The organism is Paraburkholderia nemoris (assembly GCF_905221015.1).
Classification (GTDB): domain Bacteria; phylum Pseudomonadota; class Gammaproteobacteria; order Burkholderiales; family Burkholderiaceae; genus Paraburkholderia; species Paraburkholderia nemoris.
In genome coordinates, this window is sequence record NZ_CAJNBO010000015.1 from 26,725 (window position 1) to 51,669 (window position 24,945).

The window sequence follows — 24,945 nt, forward strand, 5'->3', positions numbered from 1 at the left end:
GTTCGTCCAGCTCGGCGCCCCCCCGTGCAGCAATTACGCCTGATCCAGTTCGAACGCCTTATGCAGCGCGCGCACGGCGAGCTCCATGTACTTCTCGTCGATCAGCACCGAAATCTTGATTTCGGAGGTCGAGATCATCTGGATGTTGATGCCCTCTTCCGACAGCGTGCGGAACATCGTGCTCGCGATACCCACGTGCGAACGCATGCCGACGCCGACCACCGAGACCTTCGACACCTTCGGATCGCCCAGCACCTGTTCGGCCTGCACATGGCCCTTCACCTGGCCGGTGAGGATGTCCATGGCGCGCTGATAATCGCCGCGGCCGACCGTGAACGTGAAGGCCGTTTTGCCCTCGACGCTCTGGTTCTGGATGATCATGTCGACGTCGATATTCGCGTCCGCCACCGGGCCGAGAATCTGATATGCGATGCCCGGCTTGTCGGGTACACCCATCACGGCGATACGAGCTTCATCGCGCTGGAACGCGATACCCGAGATGACTGCTTTTTCCATGGTCTCGTCTTCTTCAAAAGTAATCAGGGTGCCCGACTTCATTTCAGTGTCGAGCGGGATCAGCGGATCGGTCAGGCTCGACAGCACGCGCGTCTTCACCTGATATTTGCCGGCGAATTCCACCGAGCGGATCTGCAGCACCTTGGAACCCAGGCTTGCCATTTCCAGCATTTCTTCGAACGTCACACGATCGAGGCGGCGTGCACCATCCACCACGCGCGGGTCCGTCGTGTAGACGCCGTCGACGTCCGTGTAAATCAGGCACTCGTCAGCCTTCAATGCGGCAGCGACTGCAACAGCCGACGTATCCGAACCGCCGCGGCCGAGCGTGGTGACGTGGCCGTCAGGATCGATACCCTGGAAGCCCGTGATCACCACCACTTTGCCCGCTTCGAGATCGCGCAGCACGCGCTCGCCGTCGATTTCGCTGATGCGCGCTTTCGTGAATGCGCTATCCGTTTTGACCGGCACTTGCCAGCCGGCATAGCTGACCGCGTCGACGCCGGCTTCCTGCAGCGCGATGGCGAGCAGCCCCGAGCTGACCTGCTCGCCGGTAGCGGCAATCATGTCGAGTTCGCGCGGGCTCGGCTGGCTCGTGATTTCTTTCGCGAGGCCGAGCAAGCGGTTGGTTTCGCCGGACATTGCCGACGGCACGACGACCATCTTGTGGCCCGCCTTGTGCCATTTCGCGACGCGCTTGGCGACGTTCTTGATGCGCTCGACCGAGCCCATCGAGGTGCCGCCGTATTTATGTACGATGAGTGCCATTGTCGTTCTGAACTGAAGGAGAAAACGCGCTGGCGCGCTGGAGACGACCGCACAAAAGCACAGGAGCGCAACGTCTTGTGAACGACGGCAAAGTGTGTGGCGGCGTAGATGCAGCGCGCGTGTAACACGCGCGGATTTGCCCGGGAATGATCGCTAGTGGCTTACCGGAAACGACGGATCACGCACGGAAACCGCAAAAGCGACGGCGAAATCGGGTCGGGCAAACAAGCTAAATTACCCGATCGAGCGCAAAAAGACAAGCCGAAATGGCCGTTGAATGGCCCCTATTCGTGACTGAAAAAGCTTGTCTGGTGCGGTTTTGCGCCCTGCTTTCATGCCCTATTCCGGGGATTTGCTGAATGGATAAGCCGAGTGTCCGACCGGACGGTCAGGCGATCAGCAGATCGTCGCGCCAGATGATCCGGACGCGCTGACCGGCCGCATCGACCTGTTCGGGCAAGGCTGCGCGGTTCAGGCCGAGCAAGGGCACGAACAGCAAATCGCCGCCTACATAAAGCAGCGGCACGTCGCGCTTCCATGCCGGAATGCCGCGCTCCTGGAAGAGGTTTTTCAGCGTGCGGCTCGGGCTGCCCGGTGCGGCGCTCATGCGCATCCGTTCGCCGCCACTGCGCGAACGTGCGCTTAGCAAGGCCCGACGTAGGACGCTGACGGGAAGCGTATCGGGATCGTCTGACGCTGCATCGGCATTGCCGGCGGCATCGCCATCGGCAGCGGAATCGACATCAGAAGCAACCGCGCCAGCAACGGCGACAAACACAAAAGTGCCCCGCCATTGCGGCAAACGCCAGATCGCTTCACCCTGCCATGCGAGTTCGCTGACTGCGCGCTCAGCGAGCGCGGTTTCGTCGGCAGGTTCGCTGCTTTCGCCCGCTTCCCAGTAGATCAACCCGCGATAACTACGCAACGCCTGCCCTGCATGATCGATACGCAGGCTATGGCCCTCGCCTGCTTGCCCCACTTCGCGCAACTGCCGCAAAGCGTCGGTGAGACGCGCGGTCGATGCCGCAACGAGACCCAGCGTGCGCATCCAGTAGCGCAGCAGGTTGAGCGCGCGATCGTCGTCGAGGGCGAGCAGTGCGTCATGCGATAGCGCACGGCCGTCATCGCGCGCGGCTTCGTTTAGATCGATGCGCGCGAGATTGTCGAGCAGACGCTGTGCCGATGCCGCATGCGCGGCCGTGCGCGCGAGCGCGTCGCGAAAACCAGGAAAGTGGACGGCCAGCGCCGGTGTCACCTCGCGACGCAATGCGTTGCGCGCGTAACGTGTGTCCGCGTTCGATTCATCGTCGATCCAGCGCAGATCCCGAGCGCTCGCATACTGCTCGAGTTGCGCTCGCAGCAGATGCAGCAAAGGCCTCACGCGCACTGCGGAAGCGCCTGCCGGCAAGTACTCGGGCGCCATCGCCGCAAGTCCCGCGAGGCCTGCGCCGCGCAGCAGTTGCAGCAGCACCGTCTCCGCCTGGTCGTCCGCATGTTGCGCGAGCCATAGCGTGTGAACGGCGCGCGTTGCGCACATGGCGTCCAGCGCGCGGTAACGCGCATCGCGCGCCGCGGCCTCGACGCTCACACCTGCGTCACGCGGCACCTCGACACGCTGTGCCGCGAATTCAACGCCACGTTCCTGCGCAAAAGCGTCGCAATGCGCGAGCCACTCGTCGGCATGCGCACTGAGGCCATGATGCACATGCAGTGCAACACAACGCGACGCCCCCGCGACACGCACCACCGCATCGAGCAGCACACTCGAATCGACGCCGCCGCTGAAAGCCACCGCAATGCGCGCATCCGCGGGCAACGCGGAAAGCGCAACGCCGACCGCCTCGAGAACGAGGCGGTCGGCGTGCGAATCTGCGGTGGGAGTCACGTCGCTAGCGCGTTACGCGCTGAAGGACGAAAGAAAACGCGCGCGGGCTTACGCACCCGGCGTCGTTTCCTTGAACTTGCCGTACGACATCAACCGTTCGAAACGGCGTTGACGCAGGTCGTTGATGCTCATGCCCTGGAACTGGCGCAGCGAGTCGGCGAGCGCACGGCGCAGCATGGCGGCCATGCCCTTCGGATCACGATGCGCGCCGCCGAGCGGCTCATTGACGATCTTGTCGATCAGGCCGAGCGCCTTAAGACGATGCGCGGTCAGGCCGAGCGCTTCCGCGGCTTCCGGCGCTTTCGCGGCGCTCTTCCACAGGATCGACGCGCACCCTTCCGGCGAAATCACCGAATAGGTCGAGAACTGCAGCATCAGCACGCTGTCACCGACGGCAATCGCGAGCGCGCCGCCCGAACCGCCTTCACCGATGATCGTAGCGATCAGCGGCGTCTTGAGTTCAGCCATCACGTACAGATTGCGGCCGATCGCTTCGGACTGGCCACGCTCTTCCGCGCCGATACCCGGGTAAGCACCCGGCGTATCGATGAACGTGAAAATCGGCAAGCCGAACTTCTCAGCGAGACGCATCAGGCGCTCGGCCTTGCGATAGCCTTCCGGACGCGGCATGCCGAAGTTGCGCAGCGCGCGCTCCTTCGTGTCACGCCCCTTCTGATGGCCGATCACCATGCAAGCCTGGCCGTTGAAACGCGCGAGGCCGCCGACGATCGACAGGTCGTCCGCGTAGTTGCGGTCGCCGTGCAGCTCGTGGAAATCGGTGAACAGCTCGTTCACGTAATCGAACGTGTACGGGCGTTGGGGATGTCGAGCAATTTGCGAAACCTGCCATGGGGTGAGGTTCGCGTACAGATCTTTGGTGAGCTGTTGACTCTTCTTGGACAGCCGCTCGATCTCTTCCGAAATATCGACGGCCGAATCGTCCTGCACGAAGCGCAATTCTTCGATCTTCGCTTCGAGTTCAGCGATCGGCTGTTCGAAATCCAGAAAGGTGGTCTTCATTGGTTGTAATCCTTGGACTTACCGGCAGCGCGTATTCTAACCGCGCTCGCCGATGTCAAAACCATCTCGCAACTATCAATTTTTAACAATCGATAGTTTTTTGAAACGGCATCGCTTCTTTTTCTTCAGTAGTCGACCGGCAACGGATCGAGACTACGCCACATATACCAGGTGGCGACAGTGCGCCACGGCTCCCAGTTTGCCGCAACCTCACGCGCTTCACTGCGCGTAACCGGTTCGCCGCTGAAGTAATTGACGCTGATCGCGCGGATCAGGCCGAGATCGTCGAGCGGCAGGACGTCCGGGCGCGACAGATTGAAGATCAGGAACATTTCCGCGGTCCAGCGGCCAATGCCGCGGATCTGCGTGAGTTCGGCGATCACCGCCTCGTCGTCCATCGAGGTCCACTTGCCGACATGCAACGCGCCCGACACGAAGTGCTGAGCGAGATCGAGCACGTATTCGGCCTTGCGCTTGGACAAGCCGCACGCAGTCAGCTTGTCCTGACCGAGTTTGATGAACTGCTGCGGCACGAGCTTCGGGCACGCTGCCTCGACTTTCGCCCAGACCGCCTGCGCGGACGCTACCGAAATCTGCTGCCCGACCACCGAACGCGCGAGCGTGACGAACGGATCGCCACGGCTTAGCAGATGCACCGGGCCGAACTTCGGAATCAGTTTCTTCAGGATGCGGTCGCGCTTGACGAGGTCCGCGCACGCCTTGTCCCAATACGCCGGACGGGTGACTTCAGGCGTGAGGCCGCCGATCTGCACCGGCACCGCGAGTTCAGCAACATCGGCTGCTTCGCCACCCGCACTCGATGACGCACGCGTCTTGCGAACGACTTCGCCTTCGTGTCCGTCGTTCGTAACGCGCGCGAGTTCCTGCACGTCGCCGGCGAGTTCGGCAGGCAACGCGCCATTGCTTTTTGCACGCGAAGTTTTGGCGCGTGTCGAAACAGGCGCGTGCGCCGACGAACCGTTCAGCGCGCGCTTGACGGTGGCCTTCTTCGCCGCTCCGGTCGTTGCCGCTGCACGCACGCCAGCCTTCGGCGCCGCCCCGGCGGCTTTCGATGATGCATTCTTTACCGCGCTGCCGCCCGCACGAGCCGACGTTCGTGTCGACTTTACCGCGGTTGCTGCGTTTGTTTGAGACGTGGCTCGTTTAGCCGGCGTCTTCGTGGCCGTTGCCATCCTGCCTCCTGCCTGGCGAGTCGATCAGAGCGAAGTACGAGGTGCGCTCACACGCGCCGCCACTCGGTCAACCCGCCGGGTTTGTCTTCAAGTGCAACGCCGGCCTCGAGCAATTCGGCCCGGATCCGGTCTGCTGCTGCATAGTCTTTCGCCTGCTTGGCGGCCACGCGCGCGGCGATCTTCGCTTCGATCGCGGCGGCGTCGAGCGCGCTTTCCGCGGCGGCGCCCGCAGCCTGCTGCAGGTATGCACGCGGCTCCCGGCCGAGCAAGCCGATCACGGCGCCCAGCGAGCGCAATTGACGGGCCAGCGCGGGGTCGCGCGTGCGGTTCACTTCAGTTGCCAACTCGAACAACACCGACACTGCAACCGGCGTGTTGAAGTCGTCGTTCATTGCTGCCTGGAAACGTTCCGCATGCGCTTCATTCCAGTCGAGCTCCGCGCCGTCCGGCGTGACGTCTTTCAGCGCGGTGTACAAACGCGTCAGCGCACTGCGGGCGTCGTCGATGTGCACGTCGCTGTAATTTAACGGCGAACGGTAATGCGCGCGCGCGATAAAAAAGCGCACGACTTCGGCATCGTACTGCGCCAATACTTCGCGAATCGTAAAGAAGTTATTCAACGACTTCGACATCTTCTCATTGTCGATCTGTACGTAGCCGTTGTGCATCCAGTAATTGACGAAGGTTTGTCCGGTCGCAGCTTCGCTCTGCGCAATCTCGTTCTCGTGGTGCGGAAACTGCAGGTCCTGACCGCCGCCGTGAATGTCGAAATGCTCGCCGAGCAACGTGCAGCCCATCGCCGAGCATTCGATATGCCAGCCGGGGCGGCCGCGCCCGTACTTCGACTCCCAGCCGGTATCGGCCGGTTCGTCCGGCTTCGCCTGCTTCCACAGCACGAAGTCGAGCGGGTCCTGCTTCGCGTCGTTCGCGGCGACGCGTTCGCCGGCGCGCAGATCTTCGAGCGACTTGCCCGACAGCTTGCCGTAGCCCACGAACTTGCGCACCGCATAGTTCACGTCGCCGTCGCCCGCCTGATAGGCGTAACCGTTCGCCTCGAGCTTCTCGATCATGCCGAGCATCTGCGGGATGAAATCGGTGGCGCGCGGTTCCAGATCGGGCCGCTCGATGCCGAGCGCGTCCGCATCTTCATGCAAAGCGTTGATGAAGCGATCGGTCAAGGATTTGATCGTTTCGCCGTTCTCCACTGCGCGCCGGATGATCTTGTCGTCGATATCCGTGATGTTGCGCACGTAGGTGACGTCGTAACCGAGCGTGCGCAACCACCGCTGCACGATGTCGAACACGACCATCACCCGCGCATGACCGACGTGACAATAGTCGTACACGGTCATCCCGCAGACGTACATCCGCACGACGCCATCTTGCAGCGGCACGAAAGTTTGCTTGTCACGCGCGAGCGTGTTGTAGATGCGCAGTGATTCCATAGAGAACGGTGCGTGGGCCGAAAGAAATCCGCAATGTGTTCGTGCTGTTTCGTGCATGAGGCGCCCCGCGAAAAGGCGGCGGGCGCGTTCTGTACTGCCGCTTTGCACTACCGCTTGCACAACCGCTTGCACAACAACACGCACAGCAGCAAACCGGTGCACCTGGTGCGGCGGTCAGGCTGCGTTCAAGGCGGAGACGACCACGAGTGGCGAAAAGACAGTTTGCGGTTCGACGGAACGCGCAGACCTTTTGTTAGAATGGGTCGGAGTATAACATCCAGACCCGAGCCTATGAAACCTTCCAGCGGCCGCGCGCGCAGCGCTGCGACCCTCGCCGCGACGGCATTCTGCGCCATCGCCCTCACGGTCTTGCCGGGTGCTGCCGCGTACGCGCAGAAAGGCGCCGCGACCCTGCCGCAGGGCCCCGCCGTGCGTGACAACACGCCGGAGATCGACGCGTCGATTGCGCAGAAGAACTGGGAAGCCTCACTCACCCAGCTCGACGCGCGCATCGCCTCGAATCCGCACGACGCGCAAGCCAAGTTCAAGCGCGCCACGGTGCTGGCCCACCTGAATCGCGACGACGAAGCCATCACCGCGTTCACCGAACTCACGCAGTTGTATCCGGAACTGCCCGAACCGTATAACAACTTGGCCGCGCTCTACGCGAAGCACGGCCGTTATGCCGAGGCACGCGCCGCGCTCGAAACCGCGACCAAGGTGAATCCGAGCTACGGTCTCGCGTACGAGAATCTCGGCGATCTGTATCTGCGCATGGCCGACGCGGCCTACCGTCGCGCGCAGGGCCTCGGCAAAGCGAGCGCCACCACCGCACAGCGCCTAGCCGACATCCAGAAGATCGTTTCGCCGCCCAAGAGCACCGCGCCGGCGAAAAAAGCCGCGGCACCTGCCGAGGCCAGCGCCGCGCGCTCCACCGCGGACATGACACAAACGCCGAGCTTCCAGTTTGGAGGCGCAAACGGCTCGCTCGCCATGCCGCCCTACATGGCGCCGTCGCAGTAACACCGTCACCGTTTTCCGCAACACGTTTTTTCCAACCCTGAGGATCTTCATGAAATGGTTGATGTTGGCGCTCGGCAGCGCCGCCCTGATCGCAAACGCTCCCGCCTTTGCCCAGTCCGGTTCGCAGGCCGCGCATCCGTCCGTCCTCTTCAAGACCACGGAAGGCGACATCCGCGTCGAGTTGTATCCTGAGAAGGCGCCGAAAACGGTTGCCAACTTCCTCGACTACGTGAAGTCCGGCCAGTACAGCGGCACGATTTTCCATCGCGTGATTCGCGGCTTCATGATCCAGGGCGGCGGTTATACGCAGAGCTTCGCTGAGAAGCCCACGCGCGCGCCGATTCCGCTCGAAAGCCGCAACGGTCTGAAGAACGCGGCCGGCACGCTCGCCATGGCACGCACCAGCGACCCGAATTCGGCCACTGCGCAGTTCTTCATCAATACGGTGGATAACGCCGGCCTCGACTATCCGAATCCGGACGGCAACGGCTACGCGGTGTTCGGCAAGGTCACGAGCGGCATGGACGTCGTGAAGAAGATCGAAGGCACGGCCACCACCACACGCGGCCCGATGAGCGACGTGCCGCAAAAACCGATCGTGATCGAATCGGCCACGGTGGTCGGCAAGTAAGCAGGTAATAGAGCAGGAAGCAGCACAGGTACGCTGCACAGGCAGCCAACTAAATCTACGCCCCCGGCGCGGCCCGTCGTCATCTCACTTCGTGACGAACGGCCGCGCCTTTTACCCACCCCGTTCATCAAAGGATTCCATCATGGTTGAACTGCATACAAACCACGGCGTCATCAAACTCGAACTGGACGCTGAAAAGGCGCCGAAGTCGGTTGAGAACTTCCTCAATTACGTGAAGGCCGGTCACTACGACAACACGGTGTTCCACCGCGTGATCGACGGCTTCATGATCCAGGGCGGCGGTTTCGAACCTGGCATGAAGCAGAAGCCGACGGCTGAGCCGATCACCAACGAAGCGAACAACGGCCTGAAGAATGTCAACGGCTCGATCGCGATGGCTCGCACGAACGACCCGCACTCGGCAACCGCGCAATTCTTCATCAACGTGAACGACAACGACTTCCTGAACCACTCGTCGCCGACGCCGCAGGGCTGGGGCTACGCCGTGTTCGGCAAGGTGGTCGACGGTATGGACATCGTCGAGAAGATCAAGAAGGTCAAGACGGGTTCGAAGGGCTTCCATCAGGACGTGCCGGCTGACGACGTCGTGATCGAAAAAGCAGTGATCGTCGACTAAGCGTCCGATCAGGGCCAACCCGTTTGAACTGATATCAGGCACCTTCAATGCTGCAAGAAACGCCGCTGCGAAGCGTCGCCGCGGGCGTGCCTGGCGAGGGCAAACGCCCGCACGCCGCACGCCCGTTTTTTTTCCTCTCCGATATTCATCTGAGCGAGGCGATTCCGCACACGGTCGCCGCGTTCGAACACTTCGTGCGCGTCACGGCCGAGCAGGCGGATTCGGTTTTCATTCTCGGCGATCTGTTCGAGTACTGGATCGGCGACGACATGCTCGTCGAGCCGTTCGTCGCGCGCATGGCGGCATTGCTGCATACCTTGTCGGAACGCGGTATCGCGCTCTACATCATGCACGGCAATCGCGATTTTCTGCTCGGCAAGCGCTTCATGAAAGCGGCCGGCGCGATCTGGCTGCCCGATCCGTTTGTGATCACCGCATTCGGCACGCGGATCGTGCTCGCGCATGGTGATGGCCTCTGCACGGCGGATCGCGGCTATCAATTTTTCCGGCGCTTTGCACGCAGCCGTTTCTCGCAGATGCTGTTTCTCGCGTGGCCGTTTCGCTGGCGTCAGGCGCTAGCGGAAAACATGCGCTCGAAAAGTGAGCAAGGCCGTTCGCGTCCGGTTTCATCGAAGTATGACGTGACGCCGAAGGCCGTCGCTGCGTTATTCAAAACGTCGAAAACGGCCACGATCATTCATGGGCACACGCATCGTCCGGCGCGGCATCGCGAGCCGGGCGGCACGCGCTGGGTGTTGCCGGATTGGGATCTCGACCACGGCGAGCGCCGCGGCGGTTATCTGCGCATCGATGCGGAAGGGATTCGGGCGTTGCCGCTGAATTAACTAGCGCTCCGCCACCGCCCCTTCCATCTTTCCTGCAATCGCGGCCGACAGGCGCCGCAGATCGAGCAGCGCCGCGTCGGCGCCTTGCAAGCCTTCCAGACTGGTTCCCAGCCGCTCCAGCGCGTCGACGATTTCGTCGATACGCTTCGACTGCGTGGCGGCGTGGTCGATCAGACCGTGAATCGCCAGCGATACCGGATCGTCCGCATTCGGCGTGATGCCGTAGGCGCAGAATGCACTCTTTTCCGACGTGACTTTCGACTCACGCGCTGCGCTATTTGCCGATGATGCGCTCGCCGTGGCTACCACGGCGGCCGCTGCCGGGACGATGATCCGCGCGGGATTCCCCACCGCCGTGCCACGTGCCGGCACCGGCTTCGTGACCACTGCATTCGAGCCGATCTTCGCGTCCGCGCCAATCGTAAAGCCGCCCAACACCTTCGCTCCCGCACCGACGATCACGCCGCGTTCAAGCGTGGGATGCCGTTTCGCACCCCGCGTAAGCGACGTGCCGCCAAGAGTCACGCCCTGGTAGATCGTGCAGTCGTCGCCGACTTGCGCCGTCTCGCCAATCACGACGCCCATGCCGTGATCGATGAACACACGCCGGCCCAGCGTGGCGCCTGGATGGATTTCGATGCCGGTCATGAAACGCGCCATCTGCGAAATGAAACGCGCGAGCCAGCGGCGTTTGGCCTGCCAGCAGGCGTGCGCGAGCCGGTGCAGCACGAGCGCGTGCAGCCCCGGATAACACGTGATGACTTCCCAGGCGCTGCGGGCGGCGGGGTCGCGCTCGCGGATCGTGGCGATGTCTTCGCGGAGTCTCGTGAACATGGCAGGGACTAGGTTGTGGGGGAAAAGACCGCCTGCGTGAAACACCACGCACGGCGGATGCTCGCCGCATAGCAGATCGGCAGCTTTGCTTAGAACGTTTCGAGCGATTGTAGGGCGATTGCGCGGAACCTGCCGGAAGCCCACGCTGCCGGCAAGGTCGGAGATTGATGGGCAAGCAGCCCTTAAGACGCGTCGCCGCCGGGCGGCTTGGTCTTCAGCAGAATATGTTTGGCGATGCCGCGCACGATATTCACTTCCTCGCGCTCCAGACCGGAACGTGCGAACAGGCGCCGCAATCGGGACATCAATTTCTTCGGGTTGGCCGGATCGAGAAACTCGAGCGCGACGAGCGCGCTCTCCAGATGCGCGTACATGCTTTCGATTTCGTCGCTCGCCGCCCGCGCGCCGACCGGCTCGCCCTGCCCGGCGGCCGCCTGAGCCACCGCGGATGCCGCAGCCGTTACTTCGCCCGCGGACAGATACGCCGTGCGCAATTCATACGCCAACACCTGCACGGCCTGCGCAAGATTGAGCGAACTGTAGGCGGGATTGGCCGGAATATGCGCGAGCGCGCTGCAACGTTCTACGTCTTCGTTCGACAACCCCGTGCGCTCGTTGCCGAACACCAGCGCAATCTCGCCATGTAGAGCCTGCTCGCGCGCGGCGCCGGCCGCGGCACGCGGCGTCCATTGCGGGGGCCCGTATTCGCGCAGCCGGGCGGTCAGCGCAATCGACCAATGCACGCCATTCAACGCATCGGCAAGCGTCGGGACGACGTGCGCGGACGCCAGCACGTCGTCAGCGCCGCTCGCCATGGCGATGGCCTCCGGATCGCTTTGCACGTGCGGCACACGTGGCGACACCAGCACGAGGCGCGAAAACCCCATGGTTTTCAGCGCGCGCGCTGCGGCGCCGACGTTGCCGGGATGGCTGGGCTCGACGAGCACGAAGCGCGTCGACGTAAAACCGCCGCGCAGGTCCGCCACGGCGGGATCGGAAGAATGGTGGGTGTGGTCCACGATGAAACTCGGCAAGCTAAAGAACGCGTATGGTAGCGCCAACGCCGCATCGGCTGAGAAATGCGCGTGTGCGCTGCGCCAGAATCACGCCGTTGGACCGTTGCACGCCATACCGGGCAGCAAGCGCTGCCGCGGCGGCCCGGACTCAGGTAAAATACCAATATTCGCGCCCGGCTTTCTCCTGTGAGAGCTCCGGCGCCTCGTTCTTATCCAATTCGTCTCCGTCGGCGGAATGCGCACCCGGTCCTTTGCCGGACGTGCGTTCCGTGCTGTTTCCGCGCCCTTTGATGGCGCTCAATTGGCGCCCATCCCGCGCTCATTTACCGGTAAGCAGCCGTGCTGCCCCGGCACAAGGATCCAGTCTCATGCATCCCATGCTCAATATCGCTGTGAAGGCCGCGCGCCGCGCAGCCCAGATCATCAACCGCGCGTCGCTCGACCTCGATCTGCTCCAGGTCAGCAAGAAACAGCACAACGATTTCGTCACGGAGGTCGACAAAGCGTCTGAAGCAGCGATCATCGATACGCTCAAGACAGCCTACCCCGATCACGCCATCCTCGCCGAAGAATCCGGCAAGTCGGACAACGAGTCCGAATATCAGTGGATCATCGATCCGCTCGACGGCACCACCAATTTCATCCACGGCTTCCCGTACTACTGCGTGTCGATCGCGCTTGCCCACAAGGGCATCGTGACGCAGGCCGTGGTTTACGATCCGACCCGCAACGACCTCTTCACCGCCTCGCGCGGCCGCGGCGCGTTCCTGAACGACCGCCGCATCCGCGTTGCCAAGCGTGACCGCCTGGCTGACGGCCTGATCGGCACCGGCTTCCCGTTCCGCGAAAAAGACGGCCTCGAAGCATACGGCCGCCAGTTCGCTGAAATGACCGAAGCCTGTGCCGGCCTGCGCCGTCCGGGCGCCGCCGCGCTCGATCTGGCGAATGTTGCCGCGGGCCGTATGGACGGCTTCTTCGAGCAAGGCCTGAATCCGTGGGACGTCGCCGCGGGCAGCCTGCTGATCACGGAAGCCGGCGGTCTGGTCGGCAATTACACGGGCGACTCGGACTTCCTGCACGTCGGCGAAATCGTCGCGGGCAATCCGAAGGTCTACGCGCAGATGATCCCAATCCTGTCGCGCTACAGCCGCACGCGTCAGCAAACGGCTTAAGGTTCAGGTCTTAGTTCTGGACTGGCCGGCTTGGCGCCGGCATCGGTAATACATAAAGCGGCTTCGGCCGCTTTTTCGTTGGGCCGCCAGCATCCGGCGGGCGTTCGTGCTACAAAGCGGAAGGCCGCGCCGGCACGCTCGATCACCGGCTGCGTTTTGCGCGCTTCTTGCAGCGCCCTGCTTCGCGTCAGATTTCCGCGCAGCTTCCGATCCGCTTCATGAAAAAAGGCTTCTACACAATCATCGCGGCGCAGTTCATTTCGTCGCTCGCGGACAATGCCCTGCTGATCGCCGCCATCGCCCTGCTATCGGTGATCCGTTCGGCCGCCTGGGTCACGCCGCTGCTGCAGATTTTCTTCACCGTCTCCTACGTGCTGCTCGCCCCCTTAGTCGGCGCATTCGCCGACGCGATGCAAAAGCGCCACGTCATGTTCGTCTCCAACGCGCTCAAGGCGAGCGGTTGCCTGATGATGATCGCCGGCGTCCATCCGATGATTGCGTATGGCGTGGTCGGCTTTGGCGCGGCCGCGTATTCGCCGGCTAAATACGGCATTCTCACCGAGCTCCTGCCCGCGGAAAAACTCGTCAAGGCGAACGCGTGGCTCGAATCGGCCACCGTCCTGTCGACCATTGTCGGCACGATGGTCGGCGGCGCATTGATCAGCACCCTCGCCGACCGGTTCGTCGCGCGTGCACATCTGCCGCTGATCCGCTCTTCCGCCGATCTGGCGATGTTCGCGGTGATGGTCACGTATGCCATCGCGGCGGCGATCAACATCTTCATTCCCGATACCGGCGCGCGCTATCCGAACCGTTTGAACGAGCCGAAGAAACTGGTCGGCGATTTCTATCATTGCTTCAACGTGCTGTGGGCCGACAAGCTCGCACAGATCGCGCTGTGGGTCACGACGCTGATGTGGGGTGGCGCTGTCACGCTGCAATTGCTGGTGCTCAAATGGGCGAACGTGAACCTTGGCCTGTCGCTCTCGAAGGCGGCGGTGATGCAAGGCGTGACGGGGCTCGGCATCGCCGTTGGCGCGGCTGCCGCGGCGGCGCTGATTCCATTGCGCAACTCGCTGCGCGTGCTGCCGATCGGCATCCTCACCGGGGCGGTCGCGATCGCCGTGGCGTTCTACAACCGGGACCTGTTTCCGGCGGGCGCCGGCATTCGGATCGGTTCGTACGTGCTGCCGATCTACATCCTGCTCGCCTATCCGCTGATGATCCTGCTCGGCGCCCTGTCCGGCTTTTTTATCGTGCCGATGAACGCGATCCTGCAGCATCGTGGCGCGACCTTGCTCTCCGCGGGGCATTCGATCGCGGTGCAGAATTTCAACCAGAATCTGGCCGTGCTGCTGATGCTCGGGGCCTACGCGATACTGCTCACCGCGAAGATGCCGGCGCAGTGGATCATTGTTGTGTTCGGCAGTTTCATCACGTTCATGATGTGGCTCGCCAAGCGGCGCAGCGCGGTGAATGAGCGGACGGTGGATATGCGGGCGCTCGTCGAAGAGTGACGGCATGGCGAGAATCCCAGGGCTGGCGCGAGAATCTGTCTTGCGACAGGTAAGTTGCGTGGCGCCTGGCCATCCGGCCAGGGTCCGCTCACTGCGCTGGCGGGTTAAACTCACGCCCTGAACAGCTAACGCAAAAAGACACCACGGATGGGCATTCAAACCGCAGCGGCCAATGACGTCGCACAACACACGCCAATGATGCAGCAGTACCTCCGCATCAAGGCGGATCATCCGGGCACGCTGGTGTTCTACCGGATGGGCGATTTCTACGAGCTCTTTTTCGAAGACGCGGAAAAGGCCGCGCGTCTGCTCGATTTAACACTTACGCAGCGCGGCGCGTCGGCGGGCAATCCGATCAAGATGGCGGGCGTGCCGCATCACGCCGTCGAACAGTATCTGGCTAAGCTGGTGAAGCTCGGCGAATCCGTCGCGATTTGCGAACAGATCGGCGACCCGGCTACGTCGAAAGGACCCGTCGAGCGCAAAGTGATGCGCGTGGTCACGCCGGGCACGCTGACGGATGCAGCGCTCCTGTCCGACAAGAACGACGTCTACCTGATGGCGCTGTGCGTCGCGCATAACCGCCGCGGCGTCGCCACGAGCGTCGGGCTCGCGTGGCTGAATCTGGCGAGCGGCGCACTGCGCCTCGCCGAAGTGGCGCCCGACCAGGTGGCCGCCGCGCTCGAACGGATTCGTCCTGCGGAAATTCTGGTGGCCGATGCGCCCGCCGATTCCGCGAGCTGGACGCCGCCGGTCAACGCCGGCGCCCTTACCCGCGTGCCGGTGTGGCACTTCGATATTGCCTCGGGCACGCAGCGTCTGTGCGACCAGCTGGAAGTGGCCGGCCTCGACGGCTTCGGCGCGCACTCGCTGACAGCCGCATGCGGCGCGGCCGGCGCGCTGCTGCTGTATGCGGCGGCCACGCAAGGCCAGCAATTGCGTCACGTGCGCAGCCTGAAGGTCGAGTACGAATCGGAATATATCGGGCTCGACCCCGCCACGCGCCGCAATCTTGAACTCACAGAAACGCTGCGCGGCACCGAATCGCCCACGCTGTGTTCACTGCTCGACACCTGCTGCACGACGATGGGCAGCCGACTGTTGCGTCACTGGCTGCATCATCCGCCGCGTGAAGCCGCCGTGGCGCAAGCACGTCAGCAAGCCATCGGCGCATTGCTCGACGCACCGCTCGGCGCAGGCGTCGACACGCTGCGCGGCGCGTTGCGGCAAGTCTCCGACATCGAGCGGATTACCGGGCGTCTCGCGCTACTGTCGGCGCGGCCCCGCGATCTGTCGAGTCTGCGCGATACGTTCATCGCCTTGCCCGAGTTGCGCACGCAACTCGCGGCCGTTTCGTCCAATGCGGATTCGCTGGCGCGTATCGATGCGTCGCTGGAACCGCCGCAAGCCTGCGTCGAACTGCTCAAGCGCGCGGTCGCGCAGGAGCCAGCCGCAATGGTGCGCGACGGCGGCGTGATCGCTCGCGGCTACGATGCGGAACTCGACGAGTTGCGAGATATTTCGGAGAACTGCGGGCAGTTCCTGATCGACCTCGAAACGCGCGAACGCGCGCGCACCGGCATCGGCAATCTGCGCGTCGAGTACAACAAGGTGCATGGCTTCTATATCGAAGTCACGCGCGGCCAGACTGACAAGGTGCCGGACGACTACCGCCGCCGTCAGACGCTGAAAAACGCCGAGCGGTACATCACGCCGGAGCTGAAGACGTTCGAAGACAAGGCGCTGTCCGCGCAGGAACGCGCGCTGGCCCGCGAACGCTCGCTTTATGACGCGTTGCTGCAAGCACTGCTGCCTTTTATCCCGGACTGCCAGCGGGTCGCGGCGGCACTCGCCGAACTCGATCTGCTCGCGGCCTTCGCCGAACGCGCTCGCGCACTCGATTGGGTCGCGCCGACGTTTTCGCCGGATACCGGCATCGAAATCGAACAGGGCCGGCATCCGGTCGTCGAGGCGCAGGTCGAGCAATTCATCGCCAACGACTGCACGCTCACACCCGAGCGCAAGCTGCTGCTGATCACCGGCCCGAACATGGGCGGTAAATCGACCTTCATGCGGCAGACCGCGCTGATCGCGTTGCTGGCCTACGTCGGCAGCTATGTGCCCGCGCGCCGCGCGGCATTCGGTCCGATCGATCGCATCTTCACGCGGATCGGCGCGGCGGACGATCTGGCCGGCGGCCGCTCGACCTTCATGGTGGAAATGACGGAAGCCGCGGCGATCCTGAACGACGCAACGCCGCAAAGTCTCGTGCTGATGGACGAAATCGGGCGCGGCACGTCGACGTTCGACGGCCTCGCGCTGGCGTGGGCCATCGCGCGGCACCTGCTCTCGCACAACGGCTGCCATACGCTGTTCGCCACCCACTACTTCGAATTGACGCAGTTGCCCGCTGAGTTTCCACACGCGGCCAATGTGCACCTTTCGGCAGTCGAGCATGGGCTCGGCATCGTGTTCCTGCACGCGGTCAGCGAAGGGCCAGCGAATCAGAGCTATGGTTTGCAGGTCGCGCAACTGGCCGGTGTGCCGAACGCGGTGATTCGTGCCGCCCGCAAGCATCTTGCGCATCTCGAACAGCAATCGGCGGCGCAACCCGCACCGCAACTCGATCTGTTCGCCGCGCCTATGCCCATGCTGCTCGAAGACGCCGACGACAACCCCAGTGACAAGCAGACAGCAACGGCAGCGTCGCCGGCCATGCAGGCGCTCGTCGAACGTCTACGTGCAATCGATCCGAACGATCTGCGGCCACGCGAAGCGCTCGATCTGCTGTACGAACTGCACGACCTGGCCGCCGCGCCGGATGCAGATCATTGACGCACACAGGCCCTCGCAGCGTCCGCGCAAACTTTGCGCGGCGCTGACCAATGCTCTCACGCTTACGGGCGGCCTTGCGTCTCTAGCGTCGTTTGTGGTGCTCGTGGTGAGTGCCCCGCTCGCGCACGCCGAAGCGCCGCGCTTTGCGTTCGCGGTCATCGCCAGCACGATGCAAAACCCCGCCGACGAAGCGCCCACGCAACGTCTGATTGACGCAATCGGCCGCGACCGCGACGTCTCGTTCGTCGTCTATGACGGCAATCTGAAGGGAGCGAAAGAAGCCTGCCGCGATGCGTTATACGAACGACGCCACGCGCTGCTCGAAACATCGCGGCCCGCCCTCTTCTTCATTCCGGGCCAGCACGACTGGGCCGACTGCGGCACGGCTGAGGCCGGCGGCTTCGACCCGGTCGAGCGCCTCGATCAACTCCGCCAGACCCTCTTCACCGACTCCACCTCGATGGGTCAGAACCCGATCGCATTGACACGCGAGAGCGAAGTGTCGCGTTTCCGTCCGTTCCGGGAAAACGTGCGCTGGCAAGTCGGCGATACCGTGTTTGTCGGTCTGAACGCACCGAGCCCGAACAATCACTATCTGACCGCGGGCGGCCGCAATGGCGAGTTCGAAGATCGCGTGATCGCCAATGCGTTCTGGCTCGAACATGCCGGCGAATACGCGAAACGCCGCGACGCGCGCGCAATTGTCGTGTTCATCCAGGGCGACCCCGATCCGGAACGCTACGAACGGCCCGACCGTTTTGCATGGCTGCGCTTTGCGCGGAACACGCGACGCGACGGCTTTCTGGAATTCAAACGCAGCCTCGTCAAACTCGCGCAGATTTTTCGCGGACCGGTGCTGGTGATTCATTGCGACGACGAACGCGCGAGCGCCGGCTTCGTGATCGATCAGCCGCTACGCAATGACAAGGGGATGCTGGTGACGAACCTCACGCGTGTCGCGCTTGCGCCGCATGATCGTCTTAACCAGTGGATTCAGATTGAAGCGGATCTCGGCAAGAAACCGCCGTTCCGCGTGAGTGTGCGCGACGTGCCAAAGCAAATGCCAATGCCGACAGCGGCGCCGGCGCCGCAGCGCGAAGAGCCGGCCGCTTCGATGCCGGCCGTGCCGGCCTTAGGTCCCGCTTCCGAGTTGCCGCCGTTGTTGCAAACGCCCGGGCAGCAGCAACCGGACCAACAGCAACATAAATCGACGGACGACGGCAACGGCGAGTATGGGCCTGCCATGTCCGGCCCGCCCGCCTCGACCGTTTTACCGCACGCGCCGAGTGCGCCTTCAGGCGCGCCCGGCACGCCCGCAAGCTCAGTGCAGCGTGGGCCCTGACTTGTCGTCTTCGGCTTCGTCGTCATCGTCATCGAGGACTTCGAGGCCGTCGGCGCCATGCGCGTGTTCGTGCTGGATTTCGTCTTCCGTAGCCGGACGCACGTCCTTGACGGTCAGCGCGAAACGCAGCGCCATGCCGGCGAGCGGATGGTTGCCGTCGAGCACGACTTTGTCTTCCGCCACGTCGGTCACCACGTAGACGAGCGAATCGAGATCCTCATCGCCTTCTTCCGGCGTGCCTTCGAATTGCATGCCGACTTCGAGCGGTTCCGGGAAGCGATCGCGCGGCTCGATCTTCACGAGATCGGGATCGTACTCGCCGAACGCGTCTTGCGGCTCGAGCTGGATCTGGGTCTCGAAGCCGGCCTCGTGGCCGTCGAGCTCTTCCTCGATCTTGGGGAACGTGCCATCATAGCCGCCGTGCAGATAGACCATCGGCTCGTCGCTTTCTTCAATCAGATTGCCCTGCGCATCCGATAGCTTGTAAGCGACCGACACGACGGTGTTCTTTGCGATTTTCATTCGATTCTCCAGAATACAACTCACATTATACGATGCCCAAGCGGCCCACTGACCACCCGGCCGATGCAGCTTCGGCACGGAATTCTTCGCCGGCTTCAAAGCCGGCTCGCCCTATTCTCCCGCCCTCGCCCGACACGCCCACGCCCTTGCTCGGCAATCTGACACCGTCGCAATTCATGCGCCGGTACTGGCAGAAGAAGCCGCTGCTGATCCGCCAGGCGATCCCGAACGTCGAGGCGCCGCTGTCGCGCGAGGAGTTTTTCGAGCTGGCCGATCAGGACGAAGTCGAAGCGCGTCTGATCACGCACTTTCGCAGCAAATGGCAACTGGAGCACGGCCCGTTCGCGCCTGAAGAACTGCCCTCGCTCAAGCAGCGCGCCTGGACCTTGCTCGTGCAAGGCGTGGATCTTTACGACGATCGCGCGCGTGCCTTGCTCGACCGTTTCCGCTTCGTGCCGGATGCGCGTCTGGACGACCTGATGATTTCGTATGCGAGCGATGGCGGCGGCGTCGGCCCCCACTTCGATTCCTACGATGTGTTTCTTTTGCAAGTAAAAGGCAAGCGCCGCTGGCGAATCAGTGCGCAGAAAGATCTGACACTCCAACCGGGTTTGCCGTTGAAAGTTTTACAGCATTTCGAGGCGGAAGAAGAATGGCTGCTCGAGCCGGGCGACATGTTGTACCTGCCGCCGCATATTGCGCATGACGGTGTCGCCGAAGGCGAATGCATGACCTGCTCGATCGGTTTTCGCGCCCCGTCCGCGGGCGAGTTGACCGCGCAGTTCCTCTATCATCTGGCCGAACGCGGCGACGCGGCTATGCGGCCCAATGCGCTTTATCGCGACCCGCAGCAAGCCGCCGTCGACCGTCCGGCAGAGCTGCCCGCTGCGTTGATTGAACGGGTTGGTTCGATCCTTGCTGACGTTAAGTGGAGTGAGCAGGACATTGCGTCGTTCCTTGGCACGTACCTCAGCGAACCGAAGCCGAGCGTCGTCTTTGATCCGCCGCAACGGCCGCTCAATGAAGCCCGTTTCATCAGTCAGGCATCCAAGTCTGGCATTCGACTGGACCGCAAGACCAATTTGTTGTACAACCGCCGTTTTTTCTTCGTAAATGGAGAGGAAACGCCATTTAATGGGGCCAAAAAGTGGTTGATTGACCTCGCTGACCACCGGTGTTTGAGTGCGAAACGCTTTGTAACACTCTCAGACGATTCGTCGGTGACAGCACTGCTTCACGAGTGGTATTGTGCGGGCTGGATACAAGTGGGCGAGCTTGCGTAACTCTGCCCGCCTGTTATACCGTACTGTGAAATTTTGTATGAGAAAGACAACGTATTGACCCCGGATTTATGGATTGTCAGTACGAAAGTGCATATAATTTCCGCCCAAGCCGTAGGGAAGATTCTAGCTCGTCAAAAGAGCGTCTCCACCAACGGCCCAGGTCGATGTTGGAGCACATTACCGGTATTATTTTGCGCTGTTGCTTACCTTTAACCATAAAAGGACGTGATCATGAAGAAATCCCTCCTCGTAGCATCCCTGTTGGCAGCTGTGGCACTGGCTGCATGCAACAAGAGCAACGATCAAGCCGCTGCACCGGCTGCTAGCGACGCTGCTGCCGCTTCGGCACCGGCTGCTGCAGCTTCGGATTCGGCTGCTGCTGCTTCGGGTGCGGCTGCTGCTGCGAGCGATGCTGCTGCTTCGGCTACGGCCGCTGCTTCGGACGCAGGCGCTGCTGCTTCGGCTGCTGCTCCGGCTTCGGGCGCAAGCCAGTAAGCTGTCGCATAGGGTTCGCCTCTGGGCGAAAACTGCTTCAGGAAATCACCTCGATTTCCTGGGCAGTAAAGCAAAACGCCACGGATTCAAATCCGTGGCGTTTTGTCATTTAAGCGCCGTTTTTTACAACGGCATTCACTTAATCATCTGCTATTCAGCCGGCGTTGCGTTCTCTTCGAAAAATTCGCGCACGACTTCGATCTCACGTGTGCGTTTGAATGGCGGCAGGCTCTGCCATATACGGCGCCCGTACGGTTTGTCGACGAGACGGGTGTCGCAGATCATCAGCACGCCGCGATCGGTCTCAGCGCGAATCAGACGGCCTGCGCCCTGCTTGAGGGTAATCACAGCCTGCGGCAACTGGTGGACCGCGAACGGGCTCAATCCCTTCTTCGTTAGCGCGTCGAGACGCGCCGAGAGCACTGGGTCATCAGGCGGCGCAAACGGCAATTTGTCGATCACGACCAGCGAGAGTGCATCGCCCCGCACGTCCACGCCCTCCCAGAAGCTCTGACTGCCCACCAGAATCGCATTGCCGTACGCACGGAAGCGATCGAGCAACTCGGTGCGGCTCGCGTCACCCTGCACGAGCAACGGGTAGTCCCAGCCGCGCGCTTCGATGGTGTCGCGCAGTTTGGCCGAGATGCGGTCCACTGCACGCAACGTCGTGCACAACATGAATACGCCGCCGCCCGACGCTTCGATCGCGGGCAATGCCGCGTCGAACACGGCGTCGGTGAACATCGGCGACGAAGGCTGCGGCAAATTGCGCGGCACGTACAGAAGCCCTTGCGTCGGATAGTCGAAGGGGCTCGGCAGCGTCATCGAGCGTTTTGCGTTCAGGCCCATCTGTGCCGCGTAGTGCGTGAAGTCGCCGCGCACCGACAATGTCGCCGAGGTGAAGATCCACGCGCGCGGTACGCCGGCGCGCTGCTTCGCGAAGATCGGCGCGACCGACAGCGGCGTTTCGTGCAGTTGCACCGTATGCGCGAACACTTCGATCCAGCGCACCTTTTCATTCGGATCGGTACGTTCGGCCTTGGCGTCCGCTGAGGCGGCGTCAGCGGCTGCGCGTTCGGTCTCGGTGGGCGGTGTGGTCCAGCCCGCGAGCACGCCTTGCAGTTCCCGTGCGCGGCGCAGACACGCCCCGATCGATTCGGCCCGCTCGGCCTGACCCGCCAACGCGGCCGTCAATGTGTCGAGCTCGGTCTCAAGTGTTTCGAGTGCAGGGAATAGCGGATGATCGTCGGGCAACTGACCGATCGACAAGCGTACCGTGTCTTCCTTGAAAGCAAGCCGCACGTCACGCGCCGCGCGTTCGAGAGTCGAGCCGAGCTTCACCCAGTCGACCGATTCACGCGCATGACCCAAGCCCTCCGCCACGGAATCGCGCGCGAGTTCGAGAAATTGCGTGGTGGAAAGCGTCTCGCCGAAAAACAGCGTCGCCGTTTCCGGCAGTTGATGCGCTTCGTCGAAGATGATGGTGTTCGCCGTGGGCAGCAATTCAGCCATGCCGGTATCGCGCAACATGATGTCGGCGAAAAACAGATGGTGATTCACCACTACGATGTCGGCCTGCTGCGCCTCGCGACGCGCCTGCATCACGAAGCACTCCTTGTATTGCGGGCACTCCTGACCAAGACAGTTCTCACGCGTGGACGTGACCATCGACCACACGGCCGCCGTTTCCGGCACGCTCGCGAGTTCGGCCTTGTCGCCGGTGCGCGTGATCTTGGCGAAGCGAATGATGTCCTGCAGATACGAGGTTTCCTGGCGCGACGGCAGACGGCCGTTGTCCGCTGTGCGCTGCAAGTAGTAATGGCACAGGTAGTTCGCGCGGCCCTTGAGCATCGCCACCGATACCGGCACAGCGAGCGCGTCGCGCACGGTCGGAATATCGCGCTGAAAGAGCTGATCCTGCAAATGCTTGGTGCCGGTGGAGACGATCACCTTGCCGCCCCACAACATGGCCGGCACGAGATACGCATAGGTCTTGCCGGTGCCGGTGCCCGCCTCCACGATCAGCGTGTTTTCGCTGCCGTCGAGACCGTTCGATTCGTCGTTTTCAGGGGCAACAGCTGCGGCATCCGCGCCCGGCGATTGCAGACGCCGGGCCGGACGCTTTTGCGCCTCGAACATTGCGGGCTCGGGCATCGCGCGGCCCGACGCTTCCATGGCCGCCGCGACGGCGCGCGACATCTCGATCTGCGACGCGCGCGAACGATAACCGTCGATCTGACGGGCGAGCAGGCCGTTGTCGGCGAAGATATCGTCCAGTTCGGCGACGCGGCGTGGATTCAACGACGCGGAGAGCGCCGACGCGGCAGGACGCGGCGCTGGCGTGCCGGCCGCCGGAGCGCCGGCCGCCGGTGCGTCGTCGCCCGGCGTGGCGCGTGGTGAAGTTTCAAGCGGTGAATTCAAGGCAAGCGTTTCCTGCAAAGTCCGGCGCGCGCGGCGCGACCCGGCACCTGCCAGGGCGCGAACTCAGGCGCGTGCGTCCGGTTCGAGCTGCAATTGCAGCAAGATGATGGTGTCCTTGACTTTGAGTTTGCGCTTTTTCAGGCGCTGCAACTCGAAGTCGTCGATGCCGGGCTCTTCCGACATTCGGTCGATCAAGCGATCGAGCCCACTATGCTCCGATTCCAGTTGCAGAATACGGTCGCGCAATGTGTCCGCGGTGATGACGTGATGTTGATCGCGCATGCTCGCCTCCGCTCGTAAGCGGCACGGGCGGCGTATGCAGCCCGATGCCTGAGGTTGCTGTCCGGCTTAAAACGCGTTACGGCGACTGACTACTGCCTGGCTACTACCCTACCAGAACCCGCTACAGCACACCTACTGTTGTTCCTTTTGCTGCTTTTGCTGTTCTTCAAGCTGCTGTTGCTCTTTCAACTGGTCCTGACGTTTCTGCTCGGCTTTCTCGGCCGCCTGCTTCTGACGAGCCTCGACGTCGGCTTTGTGCTGCGCCGCGTCGGCCTGCTTCTTCTCGAAGGTCTGCTGCTTCTCCACCCGCTCCTGCGCCTTTTGCGCGCCCTGCTGACGCGCCTGGTCGAGCTTGCGCTGGAAGTCGCCCTGCTTCTGATCGTATGCCTGGCTATTGGCTGCGGCTTGCGACGGACTGATGCCGCGCTGCGCCTGATCCAGCGCGTGCTGTTGTTGCTTCTGCTGATAGGCTTGCTCGTTGGCGCTGCGTTGCGGCGCCTCGGCCGCGCGCTGCGCCTGGTCGAGCTGGTGTTGGCGCTGCTTGTCTTCGTAGGCCTGGGCGTTACGCGCGTCGTCAGCGGCGCGCTGCGGTGCGCTGGCTTCGTCTTGTGCGCGTTTGAGCGCTGCCTGCTCGTCACGCTGGCGGGCGCGCTGGACGCGCTGTTCGCCGTCGAGCGCGAGCTGTTCCTTGCGAATATCGGCCTGCACCGAGCGCATGCTGTCGCGCGCCTTGTTCAGACAGTGGTTGACAAAGAACTTACTGTAGCAATCGTGTTCGGCGACCCCGTACCGGTAGTTGTTTTCCTCAGTACGCTGATCGAGGACTTTCTGCCGCGCTTCGAATGCGCTGTCGGGCGATGCCGCGGTGTCGGCATTGTCCGCGCCCGTGGCGTTCATGGTGCTGGTTGTGCCCGAAGCGGCTGCCGGCGCGAGGCTGCTGGCGGCCACGAGCGGTGCTGCGGATTGCGCTACGGCCGGTGCGGACATGGCCAGCGAAGCTGCCACGACGCACGACGCGCACGAAGCGAAAAACATCCCATTGGACGAAAGCGTTGACCTGAACAGGGACCGCAACGCCGACGTGAGCGATGTAAGCGGCGAGCGCGACACACGCGGCGTCAGAAAAAGCGGTAATTGTGACAAGCGAGAGACCAAGCGGGAGTCCAGGCGGTTGAGGGACAAGGAGGTTGGCAACGTCGTAATTGGTCAACGGAACATGCCCGAAATTCTATCACCCTGCGGTTGAGCCCTTTTGCATTTATG

22 protein-coding genes are annotated in these 24,945 nt (G+C 62.7%); 11 read left to right on the forward strand and 11 right to left on the reverse strand.

Annotation, left to right across the window (positions count from 1 at the left end; translation table 11 throughout):
• Positions 1-33: 33 nt before the first annotated feature.
• The 5 genes from KHO33_RS22980 to cysS form a co-directional block, all read right to left on the reverse strand.
• Positions 34-1,284 carry an aspartate kinase gene (locus KHO33_RS22980; protein ID WP_200565542.1) on the reverse strand — a complete coding sequence of 417 codons (1,251 nt, stop codon included), beginning with the start codon at positions 1,282-1,284 and terminating at the stop codon, positions 34-36.
• Positions 1,285-1,672: 388 nt separating this feature from the next.
• On the reverse strand, positions 1,673-3,169 hold the full coding sequence (gene tilS, locus KHO33_RS22985; protein ID WP_200565541.1) for a tRNA lysidine(34) synthetase TilS: 1,497 nt from the start codon (positions 3,167-3,169) through the stop codon (positions 1,673-1,675).
• Between the two features lie 48 nt (positions 3,170-3,217).
• The gene (locus KHO33_RS22990; RefSeq protein WP_007181378.1) at positions 3,218-4,189 is read right to left on the reverse strand and encodes an acetyl-CoA carboxylase carboxyltransferase subunit alpha; all 972 of its coding nucleotides are present in this window, start codon (positions 4,187-4,189) and stop codon (positions 3,218-3,220) included.
• Positions 4,190-4,314: 125 nt separating this feature from the next.
• Positions 4,315-5,382, reverse strand: a complete 1,068-nt coding sequence (locus KHO33_RS22995) for a DNA-3-methyladenine glycosylase family protein (RefSeq protein WP_200565540.1) — start codon at positions 5,380-5,382, stop codon at positions 4,315-4,317.
• A gap of 47 nt (positions 5,383-5,429) precedes the next feature.
• Positions 5,430-6,827 (reverse strand): cysteine--tRNA ligase, encoded by a 1,398-nt coding sequence (gene cysS / locus KHO33_RS23000; protein ID WP_200565539.1) that lies wholly within the window; start codon positions 6,825-6,827, stop codon positions 5,430-5,432.
• 291 nt (positions 6,828-7,118) lie between these two features.
• Between cysS and KHO33_RS23005 the strand changes: the two genes are divergently transcribed.
• The 4 genes from KHO33_RS23005 to KHO33_RS23020 all read left to right on the forward strand — a co-directional run bounded on the left by KHO33_RS23005 (position 7,119) and on the right by KHO33_RS23020 (position 9,963).
• Positions 7,119-7,850 (forward strand): tetratricopeptide repeat protein, encoded by a 732-nt coding sequence (locus KHO33_RS23005; protein ID WP_200565538.1) that lies wholly within the window; start codon positions 7,119-7,121, stop codon positions 7,848-7,850.
• A gap of 49 nt (positions 7,851-7,899) precedes the next feature.
• Positions 7,900-8,481, forward strand: coding sequence for a peptidylprolyl isomerase (locus tag KHO33_RS23010; protein WP_097389655.1), 582 nt, complete (start codon positions 7,900-7,902; stop codon positions 8,479-8,481).
• A 142-nt stretch (positions 8,482-8,623) separates the two neighbouring features.
• On the forward strand, positions 8,624-9,118 hold the full coding sequence (locus KHO33_RS23015; RefSeq protein WP_054041841.1) for a peptidylprolyl isomerase: 495 nt from the start codon (positions 8,624-8,626) through the stop codon (positions 9,116-9,118).
• 47 nt (positions 9,119-9,165) lie between these two features.
• Positions 9,166-9,963 (forward strand): UDP-2,3-diacylglucosamine diphosphatase, encoded by a 798-nt coding sequence (locus tag KHO33_RS23020; protein WP_200565537.1) that lies wholly within the window; start codon positions 9,166-9,168, stop codon positions 9,961-9,963.
• On the opposite strand, the gene cysE is transcribed toward KHO33_RS23020, so the two are convergent.
• Both cysE and KHO33_RS23030 read right to left on the reverse strand, forming a co-directional pair.
• Positions 9,964-10,797, reverse strand: a complete 834-nt coding sequence (cysE, locus tag KHO33_RS23025) for a serine O-acetyltransferase (protein ID WP_200565536.1) — start codon at positions 10,795-10,797, stop codon at positions 9,964-9,966.
• A gap of 182 nt (positions 10,798-10,979) precedes the next feature.
• Complete coding sequence (locus KHO33_RS23030) at positions 10,980-11,816, reverse strand: RNA methyltransferase (protein WP_200565535.1); 837 nt, start codon at positions 11,814-11,816, stop codon at positions 10,980-10,982.
• A gap of 365 nt (positions 11,817-12,181) precedes the next feature.
• Between KHO33_RS23030 and KHO33_RS23035 the strand changes: the two genes are divergently transcribed.
• The 4 genes from KHO33_RS23035 (at position 12,182) to KHO33_RS23050 (ending at position 18,679) form a co-directional block, all read left to right on the forward strand.
• Positions 12,182-12,985 carry an inositol monophosphatase family protein gene (locus KHO33_RS23035; RefSeq protein ID WP_200565534.1) on the forward strand — a complete coding sequence of 268 codons (804 nt, stop codon included), beginning with the start codon at positions 12,182-12,184 and terminating at the stop codon, positions 12,983-12,985.
• 218 nt (positions 12,986-13,203) lie between these two features.
• A complete protein-coding gene (gene lplT / locus KHO33_RS23040; RefSeq protein WP_200565533.1) occupies positions 13,204-14,502 on the forward strand; it encodes a lysophospholipid transporter LplT in 1,299 nt (432 codons plus the stop codon).
• A 147-nt stretch (positions 14,503-14,649) separates the two neighbouring features.
• Positions 14,650-17,337 (forward strand): DNA mismatch repair protein MutS, encoded by a 2,688-nt coding sequence (mutS, locus tag KHO33_RS23045; protein ID WP_200565532.1) that lies wholly within the window; start codon positions 14,650-14,652, stop codon positions 17,335-17,337.
• A complete protein-coding gene (locus KHO33_RS23050; protein ID WP_200565531.1) occupies positions 17,324-18,679 on the forward strand; it encodes a hypothetical protein in 1,356 nt (451 codons plus the stop codon). Before mutS ends, KHO33_RS23050 begins: the two co-directional genes overlap by 14 nt.
• On the opposite strand, the gene KHO33_RS23055 is transcribed toward KHO33_RS23050, so the two are convergent.
• Positions 18,659-19,201 (reverse strand): FKBP-type peptidyl-prolyl cis-trans isomerase, encoded by a 543-nt coding sequence (locus KHO33_RS23055; RefSeq protein ID WP_093633511.1) that lies wholly within the window; start codon positions 19,199-19,201, stop codon positions 18,659-18,661. The genes KHO33_RS23050 and KHO33_RS23055 overlap by 21 nt on opposite strands.
• Positions 19,202-19,233: 32 nt before the next feature.
• Between KHO33_RS23055 and KHO33_RS23060 the strand changes: the two genes are divergently transcribed.
• Positions 19,234-20,484: a cupin domain-containing protein gene (locus KHO33_RS23060; protein ID WP_054041849.1), complete on the forward strand. Its 1,251-nt coding sequence runs from the start codon at positions 19,234-19,236 to the stop codon at positions 20,482-20,484.
• Between the two features lie 231 nt (positions 20,485-20,715).
• A complete protein-coding gene (locus KHO33_RS23065; RefSeq protein ID WP_054041874.1) occupies positions 20,716-20,979 on the forward strand; it encodes a hypothetical protein in 264 nt (87 codons plus the stop codon).
• A gap of 150 nt (positions 20,980-21,129) precedes the next feature.
• Here KHO33_RS23065 and KHO33_RS23070 read toward each other — a convergent pair whose 3' ends face one another.
• The 3 genes from KHO33_RS23070 to KHO33_RS23080 all read right to left on the reverse strand — a co-directional run bounded on the left by KHO33_RS23070 (position 21,130) and on the right by KHO33_RS23080 (position 24,717).
• Positions 21,130-23,400 (reverse strand): ATP-dependent DNA helicase, encoded by a 2,271-nt coding sequence (locus KHO33_RS23070; RefSeq protein ID WP_200565530.1) that lies wholly within the window; start codon positions 23,398-23,400, stop codon positions 21,130-21,132.
• A gap of 63 nt (positions 23,401-23,463) precedes the next feature.
• On the reverse strand, positions 23,464-23,682 hold the full coding sequence (locus KHO33_RS23075; RefSeq protein ID WP_093633515.1) for a DUF465 domain-containing protein: 219 nt from the start codon (positions 23,680-23,682) through the stop codon (positions 23,464-23,466).
• 132 nt (positions 23,683-23,814) lie between these two features.
• On the reverse strand, positions 23,815-24,717 hold the full coding sequence (locus KHO33_RS23080; protein WP_200565529.1) for a hypothetical protein: 903 nt from the start codon (positions 24,715-24,717) through the stop codon (positions 23,815-23,817).
• Here KHO33_RS23080 and KHO33_RS23085 point away from each other — a divergent pair.
• Positions 24,668-24,928, forward strand: coding sequence for a hypothetical protein (locus tag KHO33_RS23085; protein WP_200565551.1), 261 nt, complete (start codon positions 24,668-24,670; stop codon positions 24,926-24,928). The two genes, KHO33_RS23080 and KHO33_RS23085, sit on opposite strands and share 50 nt — an antisense overlap.
• Positions 24,929-24,945: the final 17 nt, after the last annotated feature.

What these genes read in the sequence shown, in the direction of transcription:
- KHO33_RS22980 (WP_200565542.1), bottom strand. Translation starts at nt 1,284, where the DNA reads ATGGCACTCATCGTACATAAATACGGCGGCACCTCGATGGGCTCGGTC.
- KHO33_RS22990 (WP_007181378.1), bottom strand. Translation starts at nt 4,189, where the DNA reads ATGAAGACCACCTTTCTGGATTTCGAACAGCCGATCGCTGAACTCGAA.
- KHO33_RS22995 (WP_200565540.1), bottom strand. Translation starts at nt 5,382, where the DNA reads ATGGCAACGGCCACGAAGACGCCGGCTAAACGAGCCACGTCTCAAACA.
- cysS (WP_200565539.1), bottom strand. Translation starts at nt 6,827, where the DNA reads ATGGAATCACTGCGCATCTACAACACGCTCGCGCGTGACAAGCAAACT.
- KHO33_RS23005 (WP_200565538.1), top strand. Translation starts at nt 7,119, where the DNA reads ATGAAACCTTCCAGCGGCCGCGCGCGCAGCGCTGCGACCCTCGCCGCG.
- KHO33_RS23010 (WP_097389655.1), top strand. Translation starts at nt 7,900, where the DNA reads ATGAAATGGTTGATGTTGGCGCTCGGCAGCGCCGCCCTGATCGCAAAC.
- KHO33_RS23015 (WP_054041841.1), top strand. Translation starts at nt 8,624, where the DNA reads ATGGTTGAACTGCATACAAACCACGGCGTCATCAAACTCGAACTGGAC.
- KHO33_RS23020 (WP_200565537.1), top strand. Translation starts at nt 9,166, where the DNA reads ATGCTGCAAGAAACGCCGCTGCGAAGCGTCGCCGCGGGCGTGCCTGGC.
- cysE (WP_200565536.1), bottom strand. Translation starts at nt 10,797, where the DNA reads ATGTTCACGAGACTCCGCGAAGACATCGCCACGATCCGCGAGCGCGAC.
- KHO33_RS23035 (WP_200565534.1), top strand. Translation starts at nt 12,182, where the DNA reads ATGCATCCCATGCTCAATATCGCTGTGAAGGCCGCGCGCCGCGCAGCC.
- lplT (WP_200565533.1), top strand. Translation starts at nt 13,204, where the DNA reads ATGAAAAAAGGCTTCTACACAATCATCGCGGCGCAGTTCATTTCGTCG.
- mutS (WP_200565532.1), top strand. Translation starts at nt 14,650, where the DNA reads ATGGGCATTCAAACCGCAGCGGCCAATGACGTCGCACAACACACGCCA.
- KHO33_RS23050 (WP_200565531.1), top strand. Translation starts at nt 17,324, where the DNA reads ATGCAGATCATTGACGCACACAGGCCCTCGCAGCGTCCGCGCAAACTT.
- KHO33_RS23055 (WP_093633511.1), bottom strand. Translation starts at nt 19,201, where the DNA reads ATGAAAATCGCAAAGAACACCGTCGTGTCGGTCGCTTACAAGCTATCG.
- KHO33_RS23060 (WP_054041849.1), top strand. Translation starts at nt 19,234, where the DNA reads ATGCCCAAGCGGCCCACTGACCACCCGGCCGATGCAGCTTCGGCACGG.
- KHO33_RS23065 (WP_054041874.1), top strand. Translation starts at nt 20,716, where the DNA reads ATGAAGAAATCCCTCCTCGTAGCATCCCTGTTGGCAGCTGTGGCACTG.
- KHO33_RS23075 (WP_093633515.1), bottom strand. Translation starts at nt 23,682, where the DNA reads ATGCGCGATCAACATCACGTCATCACCGCGGACACATTGCGCGACCGT.
- KHO33_RS23085 (WP_200565551.1), top strand. Translation starts at nt 24,668, where the DNA reads ATGGCCAGCGAAGCTGCCACGACGCACGACGCGCACGAAGCGAAAAAC.
- KHO33_RS23080 (WP_200565529.1), bottom strand. Translation starts at nt 24,717, where the DNA reads ATGTTTTTCGCTTCGTGCGCGTCGTGCGTCGTGGCAGCTTCGCTGGCC.